General features: G+C 53.0%; 16 protein-coding genes and 1 tRNA gene. 9 read left to right on the top strand and 8 right to left on the bottom strand.

Annotation, left to right across the window (positions count from 1 at the left end):
- Positions 1–10: 10 nt before the first annotated feature.
- The 6 genes from J0O65_RS13755 (at position 11) to J0O65_RS13730 (ending at position 4,951) form a co-directional block, all read left to right on the top strand.
- A complete protein-coding gene (locus J0O65_RS13755; RefSeq protein ID WP_101483497.1) occupies positions 11–775 on the top strand; it encodes a cytochrome c1 in 765 nt (254 codons plus the stop codon).
- A 120-nt stretch (positions 776–895) separates the two neighbouring features.
- A complete protein-coding gene (locus J0O65_RS13750) occupies positions 896–1,507 on the top strand; it encodes a glutathione S-transferase N-terminal domain-containing protein (RefSeq protein ID WP_010394154.1) in 612 nt (203 codons plus the stop codon).
- Between the two features lie 137 nt (positions 1,508–1,644).
- Positions 1,645–2,157, top strand: coding sequence for a ClpXP protease specificity-enhancing factor (locus J0O65_RS13745; RefSeq protein WP_070258525.1), 513 nt, complete (start codon positions 1,645–1,647; stop codon positions 2,155–2,157).
- A 26-nt stretch (positions 2,158–2,183) separates the two neighbouring features.
- A tRNA-Thr gene (locus J0O65_RS13740) sits at positions 2,184–2,259 on the top strand.
- Positions 2,260–2,402: 143 nt separating this feature from the next.
- On the top strand, positions 2,403–3,470 hold the full coding sequence (locus J0O65_RS13735) for a tyrosine-type recombinase/integrase (RefSeq protein WP_215407535.1): 1,068 nt from the start codon (positions 2,403–2,405) through the stop codon (positions 3,468–3,470).
- A 695-nt stretch (positions 3,471–4,165) separates the two neighbouring features.
- Positions 4,166–4,951: a hypothetical protein gene (locus tag J0O65_RS13730; RefSeq protein WP_215407533.1), complete on the top strand. Its 786-nt coding sequence runs from the start codon at positions 4,166–4,168 to the stop codon at positions 4,949–4,951.
- 52 nt (positions 4,952–5,003) lie between these two features.
- On the opposite strand, the gene J0O65_RS13725 is transcribed toward J0O65_RS13730, so the two are convergent.
- The 6 genes from J0O65_RS13725 to J0O65_RS13700 all read right to left on the bottom strand — a co-directional run bounded on the left by J0O65_RS13725 (position 5,004) and on the right by J0O65_RS13700 (position 10,037).
- Positions 5,004–5,426, bottom strand: coding sequence for a toll/interleukin-1 receptor domain-containing protein (locus J0O65_RS13725; RefSeq protein ID WP_285896797.1), 423 nt, complete (start codon positions 5,424–5,426; stop codon positions 5,004–5,006).
- A gap of 220 nt (positions 5,427–5,646) precedes the next feature.
- Positions 5,647–6,600 (bottom strand): replication initiation protein, encoded by a 954-nt coding sequence (locus J0O65_RS13720; protein WP_215407531.1) that lies wholly within the window; start codon positions 6,598–6,600, stop codon positions 5,647–5,649.
- 89 nt (positions 6,601–6,689) lie between these two features.
- Positions 6,690–6,995, bottom strand: coding sequence for a helix-turn-helix transcriptional regulator (locus J0O65_RS13715; protein ID WP_215407529.1), 306 nt, complete (start codon positions 6,993–6,995; stop codon positions 6,690–6,692).
- A gap of 759 nt (positions 6,996–7,754) precedes the next feature.
- Positions 7,755–8,261: a hypothetical protein gene (locus J0O65_RS13710; protein WP_215407527.1), complete on the bottom strand. Its 507-nt coding sequence runs from the start codon at positions 8,259–8,261 to the stop codon at positions 7,755–7,757.
- Positions 8,262–8,539: 278 nt separating this feature from the next.
- Entirely contained in the window at positions 8,540–8,932 is a 393-nt protein-coding gene (locus J0O65_RS13705; protein ID WP_215407525.1) for a hypothetical protein, read from the bottom strand.
- Between the two features lie 238 nt (positions 8,933–9,170).
- Positions 9,171–10,037: a hypothetical protein gene (locus tag J0O65_RS13700; protein ID WP_215407523.1), complete on the bottom strand. Its 867-nt coding sequence runs from the start codon at positions 10,035–10,037 to the stop codon at positions 9,171–9,173.
- A 71-nt stretch (positions 10,038–10,108) separates the two neighbouring features.
- On the opposite strand from J0O65_RS13700, the gene J0O65_RS13695 reads away from it, so the two are divergent.
- The gene (locus J0O65_RS13695) at positions 10,109–10,438 is read left to right on the top strand and encodes a helix-turn-helix domain-containing protein (RefSeq protein ID WP_215407522.1); all 330 of its coding nucleotides are present in this window, start codon (positions 10,109–10,111) and stop codon (positions 10,436–10,438) included.
- 321 nt (positions 10,439–10,759) lie between these two features.
- On the opposite strand, the gene J0O65_RS13690 is transcribed toward J0O65_RS13695, so the two are convergent.
- Together J0O65_RS13690 and J0O65_RS13685 are read right to left on the bottom strand one after the other, a co-directional pair.
- Positions 10,760–11,965, bottom strand: a complete 1,206-nt coding sequence (locus J0O65_RS13690; RefSeq protein WP_215407520.1) for a reverse transcriptase domain-containing protein — start codon at positions 11,963–11,965, stop codon at positions 10,760–10,762.
- A 667-nt stretch (positions 11,966–12,632) separates the two neighbouring features.
- Positions 12,633–13,880 (bottom strand): hypothetical protein, encoded by a 1,248-nt coding sequence (locus J0O65_RS13685; protein WP_215407518.1) that lies wholly within the window; start codon positions 13,878–13,880, stop codon positions 12,633–12,635.
- Positions 13,881–14,990: 1,110 nt separating this feature from the next.
- On the opposite strand from J0O65_RS13685, the gene J0O65_RS13680 reads away from it, so the two are divergent.
- On the top strand, positions 14,991–15,869 hold the full coding sequence (locus J0O65_RS13680; RefSeq protein WP_215407517.1) for a sce7726 family protein: 879 nt from the start codon (positions 14,991–14,993) through the stop codon (positions 15,867–15,869).
- A 44-nt stretch (positions 15,870–15,913) separates the two neighbouring features.
- Positions 15,914–16,864 carry a sce7725 family protein gene (locus J0O65_RS13675; protein WP_215407516.1) on the top strand — a complete coding sequence of 317 codons (951 nt, stop codon included), beginning with the start codon at positions 15,914–15,916 and terminating at the stop codon, positions 16,862–16,864.
- Positions 16,865–16,994: the final 130 nt, after the last annotated feature.

Here is a 16,994-nt window from a genome sequence, read left to right as displayed (position 1 = left end):
CATACATCATATGAAGATTGCAAAAAAACTGCTCGCCATCCTGGCCTTCGTGCCCGCCATGGCTCTCGCCAGCGAAGGCGGCTTTCCGCTGGACAAGGCTCCTGACCGCCAGACCAACATGGCGGCGCTGCAACATGGCGCCAAATTGTTCGTCAATTATTGCTTGAATTGCCACGCCGCCGTGTCGATGCGCTACAACCGCCTGCGCGACCTGGGCTTGACGGAAGACCAGATCAAGCAGAATCTGTTGTTCTCCGGCGATAAAGTCGGCGACTTGATGACGACCAGCCTGGCGCCGCAGGACGCCAAGGCCTTCTTTGGCGTCGTACCGCCGGATTTGTCGGTAATTTCGCGCGCAAAATCATCTTCCGCTGGCACAGGCGGCGACTACCTGTATACTTACCTGCGTACGTTCTATAAAGACGACACTCGGCCGACCGGCTGGAACAATATGGTCTTGCCGAATGTTGCCATGCCGCATGTATTATGGGAATTGCAAGGTGTCCAGACTGCCAAGTTCGTGGAAGAGAATGATCCGCACGAAGCTGGCAAGAAGATTCACAAATTTGCCGGCTTCGAGCAGGTCAAGCCAGGCACGTTGAACAAGATCGAGTATGACAATGCGGTAGCCGACCTGGTCGGCTACATGGAGTGGATGGCCGAACCGGCACAGCAGACACGCAAGCGCCTGGGCGTGTGGGTGCTGCTGTTCCTGTCGGTCTTTGCTCTGCTGGCATGGCGCCTTAACGCGTCGTTCTGGAAGGAAGTCAAATAAGTGAGGCGCCGGCCATAGGCCGGTTTATGCCTGTTTCTGCGTTGTCCGCATGAGTGGACAAGCGACCTGGGGTGAGCCGTTCGCGGCTTCACCCCCTTTGTTTCTAAGGAACTATAAAAAATGATGGTTCTCTATTCGGGTACAACCTGCCCATTTTCGCAACGCTGCCGCCTGGTCCTGTTTGAAAAAGGCATGGACTTCGAAGTGCGCGACGTCGACCTGTTCAACAAACCGGAAGACATTTCGACCATGAATCCGTATGGCCAGGTGCCTATCCTGGTCGAGCGCGAACTGATCCTGTATGAATCGAACATCATCAACGAGTACATCGATGAGCGCTTCCCGCATCCGCAACTGATGCCGGCCGATCCGCTGATGCGTGCCCGCGCGCGCCTGATGCTGTTCAATTTCGAAAAAGAACTGTTCGTGCACGTGCACGTGCTGGAAAGCGAACGCGCCAAGAGCAACGACAAGGCCCACGACAAGGCACGCGCGGAAATCCGCGACCGCCTGACGACCCTGGCGCCGCTGTTCCTGAAAAACAAGTACATGCTGGGCGACGAATTCTCGATGCTCGACGTGGCTGTCGCGCCGCTGCTGTGGCGCCTGGACCACTACGGCATCGAACTGTCGAAGACGGCCGCACCGCTGATGAAATACGCCGAACGCATCTTCTCGCGTCCTGCCTATATCGAAGCGCTGACGCCATCCGAAAAAGTGATGCGTCGTTAAGATATTCCCGGCAAGCAACGCTTGCCGGGACATCTTGAGTCAATTAGCGCGCCGTTTGGCTAGTTGCTCTGCCTCATTGAACTACCGGTGCGCCCGCCTCATGCTGACGGGGGCGCTCCCGCCTCACCGTGCCTACCATGTCTGAAATCTCAACCAAACCTTATATGCTGCGCGCCATCTACGAGTGGTGCACCGACAGCGGCTACACGCCTTATCTCGCGGTCAAAGTCGATTCGCGCACCACGGTACCGATGGAATACGTGAAAAAGGGCGAAATCGTGCTCAACATCAGCTTCGGCGCCACCAGCGGCCTGAAGATGGACAACGACGCCATCCGCTTCCACGCCCGCTTTGGCGGCGTCTCGCGCGAAATCTACGTGCCGGTCGACAACGTGATGGCCATCTACGCCAACGAAAACGGCCAGGGCATGGCTTTCGAGCCCGTGCTGGGCAACGATGACCCGGACGCGCAACCGACGGACAGCCCGGCCTCCGCCGACGTCCCGCCACCGGTGCTCGCCCCCGCCGCCAGCGGTCCCACCCTGTCGTCCGTGCCGACCGGCTCCCCCGAACAACGCGACAACGCCACGCCCGGCGACGACGAGCCACCAAAAAAAGGCGGCCGCCCGACCCTGACACGCATTAAATAGCGTATAATTCGCAACGCGCAGTTTTTGCCGACTTAGCTCATTTGGTAGAGCAGTTGATTTGTAATCATCAGGTGGCCAGTTCGAAACCGGCAGTCGGCACCAAGAATATTCAGTAAAATCAAAGGGTTATAGATATCTCATCTATAGCCCTTTGCCGTTTCTGGGATATTTGCTGCATTTTTGCTGCAATCATGCCCCTCCGGCAAAGCTATACCTCTGCTCCAACCTCAACATAGGAGCATGACATGGCAAGTATTCTGAACCGCGGCCCCCATCAATGGCAAGTCACCATTCGTCGGAAGGGGTACCCATCCCAAACGAAGACGTTAGAGACGAAGAGAGAAGCTGAAGCCTGGGCCGCTATCGTCGAATCCGAAATGGCGCGCGGGGTCTTCACTGACCGGACTGAAGTTGAGCGCACCACATTGGGCGACCTAGTTGAACGTTATCGAGATGAGATGTCGCCAACCAAACGCTCGTGCCGCACGGAACTGGTGACAGCGCGTAGATTGTTGCGCCATTCCCTTGCACTCCGGCCGCTTTCTACGCTGCGCAGCGTCGATTTTGCACGTTACAGGAAACAGCGGTTATCAGAGGGCGCCGCCAACAACAGCGTCCGACTTGAGCTGGCCTACCTTTCCGCTGTGTTCACAACTGCTCGCAAGGAATGGTCAATTGAGGTCCGTAACTTCATCCAACTGGTGCGTATGCCGCCTACGACACCTGGCCGAAACCGCCGCCTAGTCGAGGACGAAGAATCCCGTCTGCTAGCGGCGGCTCGTACATCCAAAGCGCCCGCCTTTGATTTGTGCATTATTTTGGCTATTGAGACCGGCATGCGCGCTGGGAATCTTATCCAACTACGCTGGGAGGACATCGACTTCGACCGCCACGTGATATATGTGGCGAGAACGAAGAACGGTGCAGGCCTGGTCGTTCCACTTTCAGAAAAAGCGGAAACCGCACTGAGATCCTACCCGTGCTCAAGAAAAACCGGAAGAATTACCAGTTTCTACGATTCTGCGGCTCTGGGTGCCGCATTCCGCGTCGCCTGCAAGAAGGCGGGTATCAAAGGTTTGAATTTTCACGATTTGCGTCACGATGCAGCGACCCGACTGGCCCCGCTAGTCACGGCGCCCACCTTAGCAAAGCTGATGGGGTGGAAAACAATACAGATGGCCATGCGGTACTACAACCCGACCGAAGAAGAGCTTGTGACGCTACGTCGAGAGGCAGAGGTTGCTCGCACGAACAACATAGCTTCCGCTGACAAGGCAGCCAGGGGCAAACTCCTGGAAGCAGGTCGCTGCTGAATCCGCACAGCTTTAGCCCGCATCCGGCGGCTGTCAGAAAGCGAAGTGAGCGGCGTAGTTGGACGGCCTACAAAGCCGTCTTGAGTAGTTGCAGTGCTGTAGGACATACGGAGACCTCGGCAGGAGCGCAAGTGCCAGGCCGAAGGCCTGGGCACGCGCAGGCGCCATGCGCCGAAGCAGCACCCGAAAGGGCCACGGAGCGCTCTCGCGCGGAGTGGTGCCTGGCCGCCCACGGCCAAGCATGCTCTCTGGGGGAGCCGACGACAGGGAGCGGCCCTCGGCCGCTAGGCGCCCCGGCGCCGACCTTGAGTTCGGGGGCGTACAGCCCCGGTCCCGACGCGGTCGGGCAACCACCTACAGACGGGAACCGACCAGGGCCCCCGTTGCCGGCTTGACGGCAAATGGGGAAGGAGGTGCGTCCGCCAGGACCGCGACACCCACAGGTGGAGCGCCGGCTGTAGATGGTTGCCCGAGCGCGCGAGGGACCGCAGGCGTGGTGGACCCCTAGGTCCAAGAATTCGGTAGGGCGTCCAGCCCGTGAAGCCGAATTCGTCCCGCCGCAAGGGGGGATTTATCCCCCCGCGCAGCCCACGTCAGTGGGCGTAGGGTGAGGTCGGAGAACTCACCGAAAAGCTGTTTCGCTCATGTTCCCGCTGGTGGCGCTATACGGAGATACATACACTCTGGAGCGGGAAATGAACAAACGAGAGCAGGGAATGCTGTATCGGGCACTAACACTAAGGGCGCTGGCACACCTGGGCTACGCAACGACGCGGCAAATTGCAAAAATAGTTTGGAGGCAATGTGATGGAAGCACGAAGAAGATGGCAGGTCGGACACTTCGCTGGCTTCATCAACGCGGCTACATCGTCACCAAGCGAGATGGTGATAGCGTCAATGGGGAGCAGCTAACAGCCGTCACTGCCGCTGGAGCCGAATGGCTGGCCAAGAACGGAGACCCTCTCCCGTTTGGCAAGGCGCACGCTCGTGATTGGCTGCGCCATGCGCATAGCCACCGCACAGCTTGCAATTCAGTGTATGCCGCTGCTGCCGGCCTGCTCTCAGACACGTGCGCATGGTCCGAACTGGAGATTCGAGCCGGCTTGGCACCATTGAGACAACTAGCCTACAGCCATGAAGGCGTCGTACAGGGAAAAGTACCTGATGTACTTCTACAGCTGACAACAGGCTTAGCTTGGGTCGAAGTAGAAAACAGTTGGCGCAGCGACAAAGACCTCGCCAAAGTGGTGGCCAGTATGCGGACCATGTTCGTCGACAAACGCATTGTGCAAGTCTACTTTGTCATTACAGCACCAGGTGCAAAAACCATCGGCGCTCGACTTCGCAAGGCATTCACTCACGATGCGGAATCAGGATGGCCTCGACAAGTGAAGGAACTAGACTCACAAATCCTTCACGGGTTCATGAAGGTTTTCACACTCAACACCGAAACCCTGGAGCTGTCTACCGTCGCATTCTGAAAATTTCGCATCATGGTGCAGAAAGTGCCCTACTAGGACACTTTCTGCAATTTCAGCAAGAGCCTGGCAACTGGACAGCCACCAGCTCGGCGATTTTTGCTGCGACCACCGCCATTGAATCTTCTTCAGTGCTCAGGCCGCTTCGGGAGGCGAGCATAGGGCTAACATTGAGGAGGGCACCATACGTCGTGTTGTGCACGATTGGAACGAGCTGATTACGCATCAGCAGTACCGCAAGCTCCTTGTCGGCGACGCCCTCTCTTGGAAGGCTGGCCAGCAGCGCTGGGGTCACAAGGACAAGCCCGATTCGCGAGTTCGCTAAGCCCTTGTCAATGGCGCGCATCATCGGCACGCCAAGCGCCAGGTCATTCTCGCTGAACCAAACTTTTACACCAGCCTCCACGAGCAATTTGTGCAACTCTTTGGCTGCCCCCTGTCGGTCGTCCCAAGCGTGACATAAGAAAACGTCACGCAGGTCAGGTTGCTGCGCTGCTCGCGTTTCCCTTTACGCCGTGATTTCCGTAGCGTCTCCGAATGACTCGAGCTGGAAACAGCCCAGTGCAATACTTTGGAATCGGCACCTATACTATGAGACACGCCGCGCTTTTGTTGTTGGGCTACGCCCCTCGCACTTGATGCACTTGCCAGCGCCAAGAGCTCTTCGCGAGCCTCCCCCGCCCCTCCCGCATTTAGCACTACTCGCCTGCATGGGTGCTGTTACCTGATATGGCTTCGTGGGACACCCATCTCGCCACTGTAGATTTGCCAACATTGAGCTCTTCAGCTATCGCACGGATGCTCATGCCTTTGACGGCCATTAACCGTGCACTGGCGCGCTTATCCTCGTTGCGTACAAGACGAGCAGCACCGGAAGCCACGCCACCAAGGCGTCCGCGTGCTGACTGAACTTCCCGAAACGTGGCGGGGGTGTTATGCCGCCAGACGTATCGGGCAACGCTGCGGGCAATTCCCGCAACCTCTGACGAACTCAAAGGCTCCTTGAACGTGTTCAGTGATTCCGCTTGAAGGCGGGCGGCTGCCATCCACTGCTCCAGCCCGCGTGGACGCCAGAACTCACGTACAGCACTGTAGGCCCAATAGCGTAGCGTTTCAAACAAGTCGCAGTTGCGCCCAACTCCAGCAACCCTGGGAAGCCTTTTAGTAGAGAGGTCCACGAATTCCGCCAGATAGCCAAGCTCATACACGGGCGCGTTGGCCGGCTCCCACAGTTGCCAAGCAGGGTGCAAGGGGTTCTTCGCCAACGGCCCCGTAAAGGCGGCATCAGCCCTCACCTTAGCGGTGTAGGCATACTCGATTGCGGCAAGATAGCGCAGTGGCGCGAATCGTGCAGCGGCGGACGTACAAACCGGTGCAGCCAACGCGTAGCCAATATGGACATGGCCGTTTTCCCGATTGATTGAGCAATAAGTCGGCACGGGAAGGCCGGCGTCTTCCCATGCATGAACAGCTCCCCTCCGGTCCAGGTCCAAGATTATCCAGGAACGATGTGCCGGAGGGTTAAGCTGCAGGTACGGTGCCTCGAGCGCGACTTCACGTCGCCGAACGATTGCATGATTTTTAACAAAAGCGCAGTACGGGCGCTTAGGTGCATGCGCTTGAACAAGCGCAACAAGGGCGGCAGATGCCATGGCACGCTCCAGAAGTGGGCGTGCCGCTTGCAGCTAAAAAATGATGTCCTCAGATTACGTGTATGTCCTCGCGCTGCGCGCGGCGCGAGTTAGTCGATACGAGTGTTTTGACGCGGTGCAGCCATACCTAGTTGGCGTGCTGCTATTTGCTGAGCCTTCGTTGGCCTACCGCGGGAACGGGTTAAAGTTGCTGCTGGCTCGGCCTTCGGTGCCTTGGGAGGCAGTTCCACCTGGTCAGAAATCCATGCGTCGACATCAGATTGTCGGAACCGCAGTCGGCTACCAATCTTGACGGCTGGGGGCAGACTAGCGCCATTGCTATGGCGGTTGTAGATGGTCTGCTCTTTAAGAGACAAAAGACTTGCGAGTTCACGCGGGGTGATTAGTTGGTTCATGTGTCAGCGAGAGTATGCAATCACGACGACTGCAGATAGTATATCTCGATAGCTACCCCATATTTCTGCACTTTACCGCTGATTGGTTGCCGCTAATGCCCATCACTTGGCTTACCGTGATGGCTGCCATAGAAAATCAAACCGTGTGCCTGCCTTCTTTTCGCCCAAAATGTCCGCCAGCGAACCGGGTGTCGACAGGCATCCCCTGGTGAACGATTCCAGAAATTGAAGGCCAGGTCCACTTTGGCTTACAGGTCGGCAACGTAGTTTTCGGGGTAAGTGGCCTGCCCCAGAGCAGGTCACTCATTAAAGTGGCCCAGCCACGGTTCAAGCTGTGACGGAAGAGGAAAACTTAAGCGATGATGCGTCCTCTGGAAGGCGCATATGACCTGTCGCCGCGCATGCAATGCGCCAGCTTTTACTTGGTTGCATGCCCTCAAAACACCTATGTCCACGGATATAAGCTCGACTGGAAGTAACTTGTATCTTAGGTTGTGCTTGCCACGAAGCCCTTGTACAACTCCGAAAAAATTGTGCTGCGTGCAATCAGTCCTTACTATGGGATAGCGTGAAAACGACCGTTATCCCGTATTATCCCCGCTCGGTATAATGAGCCAATTTCATGTTTGAATCTCAGATTTAAAATTTATTTCACCAAGTTAAAGCTGTGAGGCGGCCTCGCCACCGTATTCAATGCTCACCTATGCGGTATCACAGTGTCGGCCATATGCACGCTAAAATACTCACTGTGCATTACGCTTAGTTCTTATTGTCGTCATATCCAGATTGGCCCGGGGTCATCTCTGCAAATCGGCCCTCTTCCTTTGCCCGTTTGATATCTTCCGGTGTCCGCCGCGGAGTAATACGGATTTGAGACGCCGAAAAAATCGGTAACTCACGTTCGACGCTGCGCTCGCGTAAGCGGCACATAATCCACGCTTGCTCGGCATCAGTGAAAGGCCACTTCCCCTCACTGGCTTTGTTTATCAACGCGAGGCGAATCCGCTCAAAGTTCTTCTCGGCAGTCCACCCCGGATATTCGCTCTTCTTGCGCTTGAAGTAGGTCACGAGCTGGTCTGCGAGGTCGTCGGCAACTTCAAATCGATGCATGACTTCTTCTGGCGACCGGCGCGGGCTTCGATACATGCCATCATCACCGCGGCAAAGGGCCAGCTTGAGTTGGGCGCCGCCCACGGCGGCGATAATCGGCTCGTTCGGAAAATCCGGGTGTAGCTCACGTGGTCTTGAATTCGAAGGTTCGGACATAAGGCATTTTTCCATGAGTATCAGAAAGTGCTCTCCTTCAACTTCTTCTGTAACCTGGCGGGGGACCAGGGGCATTCTATTGGCAGGAGGAAGCAACACCCTTCTGACCGTAGCAGCCGCGAGTATGTGCGGTCAACGGCTTTCGAACTGAGGTTGGCAGATTCGACGTTGTGGACTATACGGTCGGTTGCGCAGGCACCACGCTGGCGCGCTTGCTGAGGCCGCGAACCTGGGCACTGGGAATGTCGCTGTTGACGACCGCGACGTGGTCGCGTTCGTTATCGTCGCTGAGGCGCAGCCAAGTTCAACACCTGGTCCACGACGGGTTGAAGAAGAACAAAATCGTAAAACTCAAAGACTACCGCCGAATCACTCACCGATGTCCAGTCCAGCATTGGCGATGTCTTCCGCGCGACAGCCTCACCGCTTCGGCTATCGGTGTCGATGACCTCCACAATTGCTCGCGCTTTCCGGACATCATCGAGCAGCAATCGTATTGCCTCAGCAGAAAGCGCTCCCATGCCAACCATCGTGCAGAAGTCGTCGACCGATAAACGATGGCCTCTGACATCTTTGCGCGCGCCGGCGTAGGCTATAACGGCTTTCAAGACCACTACGCCTGCTGCGGAAAGCCCGTTCAGTTCAATGTCTGTGACGACTAGCTGCGCCATGTTTGATTTCCCTATGCCAGTTCTACGAAGTAATGACCTTGCCTAGATGCGGCGGCTCTTCGAGCAGGTGGCGAGAGACACTGAACCTGACGCCGTCATCAGTCAAAAAGATGCCTTCAAAGACACTGAAACGATGAATACTGCGAAAAGTTTCTTTCATGGTTTTCTTTCTAATGATGCGAACCGGGCCAGGTTCCCAGCAGTGCAGAACCATGACGGTTAGATAGCGACACCACTCCTATTGAGAGGTACATCCGGCGTCCCAGCCGACCATATCCGAAGTCTGGTTGCGCAAAGTAGCGCGCCATTCGGCCAGCTTTTTCTGGACATCCGCAGGCGGCGTCGTGGCGATGATTTTTTCTTCCGTTAGCTTTCGCTCGCGATTCCTGGCTGCGACGGCTGCAGCATTACATTTATCGAGCTTCTCCTTATTAGCTCGCGCGGCCTCGATGCCCGCGCTCAGGTCCATGGCTTGGCTCACGTCCACAAAGTTCAGCCGATAGTCGGAATGGGGCGGCAATGCCTTGCTATGTTCGTAGGTTACAAGGTCCTGCAATTTGGTGCCCGGCATGAGAAGTGATTCAAACCCGTTTTCACTAAAGAACGCCAGGAAATTGCTTGGCCGAGTAAATTTGACAGAGCCAGCTCCAGGGAAGAGGGGTACGCACTTTTTCTCTTTACCACATGCCAGCCACTCCACGGTCATATCGGAATAGGCGCTCATCCCCCAATCGGAAACATCGGCAACCATGGCCTCACCCGATTTCAATTGGGCCGTGATGTGCAACGGTACGTACTTCTTGTTCGTCCGCTGCGCGGTGACGTAATCCAAATCCTTAGCGTTGATAATCCGCGAACCAAACCGGAGAGCCAGAATCGTCTCGCCTGTCGACCAAACCCTGGCCGGCTGAGTGCCGTTACTCAGCAACGTATAGCCGATACGATTGTCAGGATAAACCTTTAGGTCGGACACCTTGGTCAAGTCAGGTCCACTCGCACAGCCGGCCAGAGCTGCGGCCACCGCTGAAATACCCAATAAATTCTTTAGTTGCATATAACTCCCCGCATGAGACTGCTCAACCAAAGCAGTTATGAATTCAGTCACCAAAATTTCCTGCAGGAAAATTCTACGTATTTCGTAGAGAAATCGCAAGCGCATTCTACGATTATCGAAGAATGCGCAAGATAGGTAAGTTTGAGTGGAGTAAGTCGTTGTTCGGGGTCCGATTACGGGAGGCCCGATTGCGCGCTCAGATTCCACAAGATAAGCTAGGGGTCGCCATCGGTTTAGATGAGACTACGGCAAGCGCGCGCATTAGTCGTTACGAGACCGGAGTGCATGAGCCTCCTTTTGGGACTGCAGCCTTGCTTGCGAAGGTATTAGACGTGCCCACCGCCTATTTTTACTGCGAGAGTCCCGAGCTGGCTGAGTGGGTGATGGCGTGGCACCGATTGAATGAAGACGACCGCATGCGGGTCATGTCCCACATCGAAGCGGCGCAGTAAACTTTCTCGGCAACCAGGGCGCCAGCGCTGTTTGCCAATCTTTCACACGGTTTAGCGACCGGGTACTCACAATTGCAGCATCCCCTCACCCGAGCGAAAACGTCATGAGAAGTGTCCTAGTAGGACATTTTTTATCATTTCAATAATTAATGCGCCTACCGCAACAGCTCCTCTCAATCCACCAGTTGCGAAAAATATTGCCGCATGGAAAAATAATCCCAGCTTGACGATTGCTTAGTCCCGAGACCCTAAAAGCGAGCCTTTCTCTCTTTTTCTATTTGACCGCGACGATGTTGACTACACATCGAATCGCTACCGTGCTTACGTTCCAAGCCCCAAAAAAGTATGAGCCTCGGCGCCGAGCTTAGGCAAGTCCATCTTCAATTCGTTTTGATAAATTTTCACAAGACATTTACGTTCGAGGCCTTTCAGCTGTGCTTCAACATCCGAGATATTCGCGCAGTTCTCATACGCGGCAAGATATCCATTACGTTTAGCAACCAATACCGCGCCAAGAGTTCGTAATGTGACTTTCCTACTCAGCAGCTCTTTTATTGACCCGTAGCAAAGCATCTCATCCCTGATTCGCTCTCGTTGCTTTTCGGACAACCTTAACTCAAATCCATGTATGCACGGGGCAAGTTCCAATCCTAAAAATTCCGCCGGCTCATGCGGTGCATAAATAACGGACTTGCTCGCAGGGGAGTCAAGAGGAGGAATGGTCAAGTTGATTTTCGCAAATTGCTTGTGGCAAAAATCAGCGATACGCACGCAGTCCGCCCAGCTACTACTAAAGAATATCAGGTCATCGGCGTATCGCACAGCTGGAATACCAGCCTTCACAACCTGGTTGTCAAATGCACCTAACAACAGATTGGAAAAAAAAGGTGACAATGGCATACCTTGGCGGAGTCCCTTACCAAGTTTAATTCCGAGTGTCGCTATCCTGCGCTGGCTTGCACCGCTTGACGGCGGCCGTACCTCACAGTGCATTGCGTCGATGAGTAATCCATGCAAGCTGCGTTCGCGAATCACCTTTGTAAGCACGCTTTCGAGAATGCCCCTATCGACCGTGTCAAAGAAGGCCGTAATGTCAGTTTTAAAAACCCATGCGTTTCGCGCGCGTTCTACACAAGCAATCGCTGCGGCATCCTTCACAGAACGGTCCTTGATAAAACCGTAGCTTATGGAATTTGCAAGCTTGCCGTGGTACTTTTCCGACAAGAAATTGAGAAGCGCTTTCTGCACCACCCTATCCTTGACGGTCGGGACGCAGATAAGCCTGTCCTTCCCATTCGGCTTTTTAATTAAAACTGGTCGTAGCTCACTGAACTGAAAATTTCCTCTTGCGAGGGTTCGCGCCAGGCCTTGGAGAGAATACTTGGGGTTTTCTGCAAAGTCATTCACAGTGACGCCGTCTACGCCAGCCGTGTTTCTGGATAGAGGTCGAGTATTGCGGAGGATATCGGACCACGCTTGGCTCAGAGCGGCCAACGATAGGGTTTGAAGACGGGCGTTACTGGACATCAGCTCTCACGCTGGTATTGACTCTCCCGGACCAGCGGCTTGACGAGGCGTCGACGACATCCGATTCGCAGTGCGCCTCTTGCGAGTCCACCCTGAACCTGACACCGCCGCTGACGATAACGCGATTGCTCGCATTGGCGCCATTTTGCATACCGGAAACGTGCAGTGCAAGCCGCAGAGATGCCTTTGGCCCCAAAACCAAACCGCACGAAACGGTTAAATTTTCACCCATTACCATAATACCACAATCCAGGTCGGCGCGCAAGCCTAAAGCAATGACTAGCGCGATGCTCGCAGCGACTTTCCGCCACGCGCGGTTAATAAACCTCGAACTCAACGGCTGGGGAGCGTTTTGCGCTCGCGGCGCGACCGCCCCCCTGCTTCTCGCCCGCTCCACACGTTCGTTATTCGCCTTCCCAAATGAACCGGGAGTAGAAGACGAATCCACCGATATGTCGACGACATCCGATTCGCAGTGCGCCTCTTGCGAGTCCACCCTGAACCTGACACCGCCGCTGACGATAACGCGATTGCTCGCATTGGCGCCATTTTGCATACCGGAAACGTGCAGTGCAAGCCGCAGAGATGCCTTTGGCCGCTACCACCACTAGATTGTATCTCAACTATGCTGCGAACGGTTCAAATCCATCCCAGTTCACACCACTGCTCACACAGTGCCAAATTTAAAAGCGCCGTCTCGTTTAAACAAGTCATTTTTTCCAAACCGTAGCCGAGGAAATATTCCATTATCAAGAGCAAAGTTAAAAACTTCGAAATAGGCATTTACAAACTCGTTCGCATCCTCACAATAAGACGTATACCTATTAAGCTCCGCATAATCTAACGCGACACATGGCAAATTAATTTTGTCGAATAATTCGAAAAGACTCTTACTATATTCCTCAAAACTATCATTAAACAATTCACGAACTATTACTAAAGATAGAATGCTTCTCTTAGCCAAATCGATAGTTATCTCTTCATCGTCAATAATCATCTTAAGTGGCTGAATTTTATCGAGGTACCCTATCGCACCTGATGCTTGGCTGACACCTTCTTTTATTTGCTTTATTGCCTTAAGTCGCTTTCTATCTAAACTATTTCTAAGCATTTTTTCGGTGTTAGGTGAATCCTTCGCTTGGATTATGATGCAGACTTCGTCAGTTATGACGATTATGTCTGCAATCTCTTCCTTGTCGTAAACTCTCTTCGGAGCGTGATAAATTTGCGATGGGGAAAATATTCGTTGCAGAGAAAGAATTATGTCAATTTCTTGAAATTGACCGGGCTCTGTTTTTATTAGTGTCGTGTGACCGAAACCTTTCGCTCCGTGAAAAGCATAATTCACTCGACGTGCATCTATTACATCGACGGCATCAGGATAGAGTGGCTCATCGAAATTTATCGAAATAGCGTCAGCATCATCCAGATTTGAGCGAATACCGAACCAAGTAGCGGCATCATTGGTCAGCTCGTGAATAATCTGGTGGGAAAGCACATAAAACCCCGAACCGCCAAGAAGTTCCCGTGTCTTGACTGGGACTTCAACAGAAGCTGCGTAGCCGAGAAATTCACGATTATGCTCATCAAAAAGATAAACCCGCAAGTTCCCACTCAATAGGGCAGCCACAATCTCCTTGGAAGCGCGGTCGTCCGCCAAAGCAGTCCAAATCGTCAACGGATTGTCTGGGTCATCAAAGAACGCAGTCATTAAACCAACAGTCGCCATACCCGAAACCTTTAACGGAATAACATAAACCTTAAAGCCACTATTCATCTTTGCGGTCAGGAGGTACTGGTGCAACATCTTTACTATGAAAAATGGCACAGGCTCATCTTTCATTTGAAATCCGTGAATACCACCCGGCATACTAAGAACTTCATCGACAATTTCCGGATAAAGTATTGTAAACATATCATCCTTTAAATTTTTAACAATCAAGGCATAACACCGGAAGCTCAAACCACTACCCCTTGAGCACCTGTTCTGAGTTTTCTAAGGGCTCCTCATAAGATTGAAGAATTTCGACCCACACATACTATATGCAATGACGGCGACTGCAGAGAGTATAGGTCGATTGCTAAGCAAGCGTTGACCTGAGGGTCATCACAAGCGATACTTGGTTCACATTCAAAACCGAGGAAGTTCCCGTGACCAAACATCCCTGATACCAATGTCCCGAAATTCCCGGCTTCAATGCAGCTGGCACAGCAGAAAGGCCAAGTCGAGTACTCTAAGCCTTGGGGTGAAAGGCCGTTTTTTCATTATCAAATCTGAAAATTACACTCCAAAATACGCAGGAAAAAATATGGTACCTGATGGTTTAAGGGCATGTAGCAGAGATGACTTTTCACTGGGTAGGATATGACGAAAAAAATTGATGTTCGCGCCACGCCACCAGCGGCTAGTGGAGTATTCTGCGAGAGTCCTTCCTGGGGACTCCCTGCCGAAGGGCAGTTAACAATAAGCGCGGATGATATGAAATTGGGAATCGCTGTCGATACAGCTTGCGGTCACATCACTCCAGCAGTGGGAAATGTGTTCGTTGACCTCGGTTTCCCGAAAGACGAAGCTGAACAGTTAAAGACAGAGTCGATGCGACGAATATGTAAACAGGGTGCACGGTAAAAATCTAGCCAATTTATTGCCTCAAGAAACGGCTCAATTTGCTGCCGATGTGAATCGTTACATTCAAAAGTACCGTTGAAAACCATTCAAGTGCTGGTGGGGGAAATTTAGGAAAACCTGTACTGCAGCCACAGCAACCTCAAAAGTAGGTATGCGCCGCGCTTGCGACAACGCAGTAACTCACTACCCGCTCGAGCACCTTACCACTAGGTACCGTGCATGCCACGTTTGCGGAAAATCTGCTGCAGTGAGGGCGGTAAAGCGTGGTAAAATTCAACATAGCAGTGCATGTTAAGCCACTGATTTTATTGAAAATTCCTGTTGATTACAGTGCATTGATGTCGATTGCTTATCAACAATTTGTGGGATTGGATACATTCGTTACCCCCTTCAAACATGACCACAACGCTCGACTCCCTTCGCCTGCTCTCCCGAGCTTATACCCGACCAATGCTTACTCAGCTTGCCAGAACAGGAGACGCACGGGCGTTGACGGACTTGCTACTTACTCATGTACAGGTCGGTGATGATGTCGCCGCCCTGCGGTTGGGTGAATTGTTTGAGCGCGGATGGAGCAGGCTTTCGGCCAATTACCGAAACGAGTATGTCTACAAGAATGAGCTAGCAACGCGACTGGTCTTTAAGCGTCACAGCCCCCGTACAGCAAGCTTTCAGGTTGAGCTGCGCATCGGCAGCTCAATCGCCGATGTCGTGGTCGCGAATGGCACGACAACTGCTTATGAAATCAAAACCGAATTCGATTCCAGTAGACGCCTTTCCTCGCAGACCAGTGACTATCTCAAGGCCTTTGACAAGGTTTACGTGGTTACTCACCCTGGTCATATTAGCCGCTATGAAGGTGAACTTGACCCACGCATCGGACTAATAATACTTTCAGATAAACATGCTCTTACGCCTTATCGCAAAGCAAGTCCTAATGCCGAAAACGTTGACCCCCGAACCATTTTCCGCTGTATGCGCCGAGATGAGTATATCCGCGCTATTGAATCATATATTGGCGAGGTCCCTACGATGCCAAATGGGCTAATTGCTGGTTATTGTGAAGAGTTGTTTAAACAGCTAACGGCTAAGCAAGCTCACGCATCCTTTGTCAAAGCTCTTAAAGCTCGTACAACTGGCAAATGTCATGTAGACTTTGTTTCCAGATTACCGTCGTCTCTACGCGCTTTAGGGTATGCGACTCCGCTCTCCGGACGTCAACGAATTTCGCTCTTAGAATCTCTGGCGAAACCGGTTCAGCTACCCATAAACTGATGAGAGTCTGGTGGTGAGTTCACTAAACCGTCCGGAGTCATCCAATGTACTTTCCATACGTTTTTGGTCGTGCGTCAGAATTGCTTGCCATTCGCAGCAGTAGTAAAAATTACCTGTCGTCCGGGTTGGTTGTGCCAATTATTGAACCTGTAGTCGCCAAGCCAGCAGCACTCATCAGAGCTATTGAGGAAGTCGGTAATAGAGCGCAGAAAGCTATCGTAATTACGAATCCATCGCAAGGCGAGTTAAAGGGAGGGCCGCCGCCGACATGGGTAACGAGTATTGATGGCGCGCTTGCCACGCACCCAACGCTCATACCCGGATTTTTATGTCGCCCAGGAGTAACGCACTCGGCAGTATTGAGCTTCTTAGCAAAATATGGTCAACGTGACACCGCCCTGCTTTACCTGAACTCAGGTCTTCCCGATGCCGCTTTTAACTCGCTAGCAGCTATCCCACACGTGGCCTACCATATCGCACTGCAGGGCAAAGTGCTAAGTTCTCAATTAGCATTGCTTCCTCATGCCAAGAAGGTGCATGTTTTCGACCACTTCAATAAACAACCGCGCAACGCTGACTACGGTGGGGAAGAACTCTTCACCGACCGGCACAGGTCATTCAACGAACATGGAGCCGGGTTTGGCGACTACACGATTACTGGTCCAGAAGTGCAACTCGGAGGCGGCCCTCCTGGTGCAGTAGCGGTTCACATCACTTACAAAAAGGCAACTGACGGGAACCTCTGGGTCCAGCACTTTGTATCTGATGATACTGATGTAAACATCGGTACAACTGGGGAAAAATTTCTGCAAGCCATCTCGAAATTCGCTAGTCAATATCGAAGTCGCGTAGCAGAGTTCGGGGCAAACGCAGCCGTCAATGATTACATGAAAGACCACAATGGCTCCCATTTTCCCGGCTTGCCCAAGAACAAAGAGCGGCAAATTCAGCACCACATCGCACGCATTCATGATTTTTTACTAACAGGAAACTGACTACGCCCAACTATCCAATCGTTGGTAACAGCAAGTCCAGCAAAGCTTACCTTTACTACCTTCTACTTACTATTTTTGCTGCAATTTTGCTGCAGTGACTGCGGTAAATAGTAGTAAAATGCGGTACAGC

The sequence above is a fragment of the Janthinobacterium sp. JC611 genome, from assembly GCF_018682595.1.
In the GTDB taxonomy this organism is placed as follows: domain Bacteria; phylum Pseudomonadota; class Gammaproteobacteria; order Burkholderiales; family Burkholderiaceae_D; genus Janthinobacterium.
The sequence above is the reverse complement of the archived record's forward strand: the minus strand, read 5'-3'. Positions and strand labels throughout refer to the sequence as shown.

Coding starts and splice junctions, on each gene's coding strand:
- J0O65_RS13730 (WP_215407533.1), top strand. CDS start 4,166: ATGAACAAACGAGAGCAGGGAATGCTGTATCGGGCACTAACACTAAGG.
- J0O65_RS13685 (WP_215407518.1), bottom strand. CDS start 13,880: ATGTTTACAATACTTTATCCGGAAATTGTCGATGAAGTTCTTAGTATG.
- J0O65_RS13755 (WP_101483497.1), top strand. CDS start 11: ATGAAGATTGCAAAAAAACTGCTCGCCATCCTGGCCTTCGTGCCCGCC.
- J0O65_RS13720 (WP_215407531.1), bottom strand. CDS start 6,600: ATGGCATCTGCCGCCCTTGTTGCGCTTGTTCAAGCGCATGCACCTAAG.
- J0O65_RS13750 (WP_010394154.1), top strand. CDS start 896: ATGATGGTTCTCTATTCGGGTACAACCTGCCCATTTTCGCAACGCTGC.
- J0O65_RS13675 (WP_215407516.1), top strand. CDS start 15,914: ATGTACTTTCCATACGTTTTTGGTCGTGCGTCAGAATTGCTTGCCATT.
- J0O65_RS13680 (WP_215407517.1), top strand. CDS start 14,991: ATGACCACAACGCTCGACTCCCTTCGCCTGCTCTCCCGAGCTTATACC.
- J0O65_RS13695 (WP_215407522.1), top strand. CDS start 10,109: ATGCGCAAGATAGGTAAGTTTGAGTGGAGTAAGTCGTTGTTCGGGGTC.
- J0O65_RS13710 (WP_215407527.1), bottom strand. CDS start 8,261: ATGTCCGAACCTTCGAATTCAAGACCACGTGAGCTACACCCGGATTTT.
- J0O65_RS13690 (WP_215407520.1), bottom strand. CDS start 11,965: ATGTCCAGTAACGCCCGTCTTCAAACCCTATCGTTGGCCGCTCTGAGC.
- J0O65_RS13715 (WP_215407529.1), bottom strand. CDS start 6,995: ATGAACCAACTAATCACCCCGCGTGAACTCGCAAGTCTTTTGTCTCTT.
- J0O65_RS13735 (WP_215407535.1), top strand. CDS start 2,403: ATGGCAAGTATTCTGAACCGCGGCCCCCATCAATGGCAAGTCACCATT.
- J0O65_RS13745 (WP_070258525.1), top strand. CDS start 1,645: ATGTCTGAAATCTCAACCAAACCTTATATGCTGCGCGCCATCTACGAG.
- J0O65_RS13705 (WP_215407525.1), bottom strand. CDS start 8,932: ATGGCGCAGCTAGTCGTCACAGACATTGAACTGAACGGGCTTTCCGCA.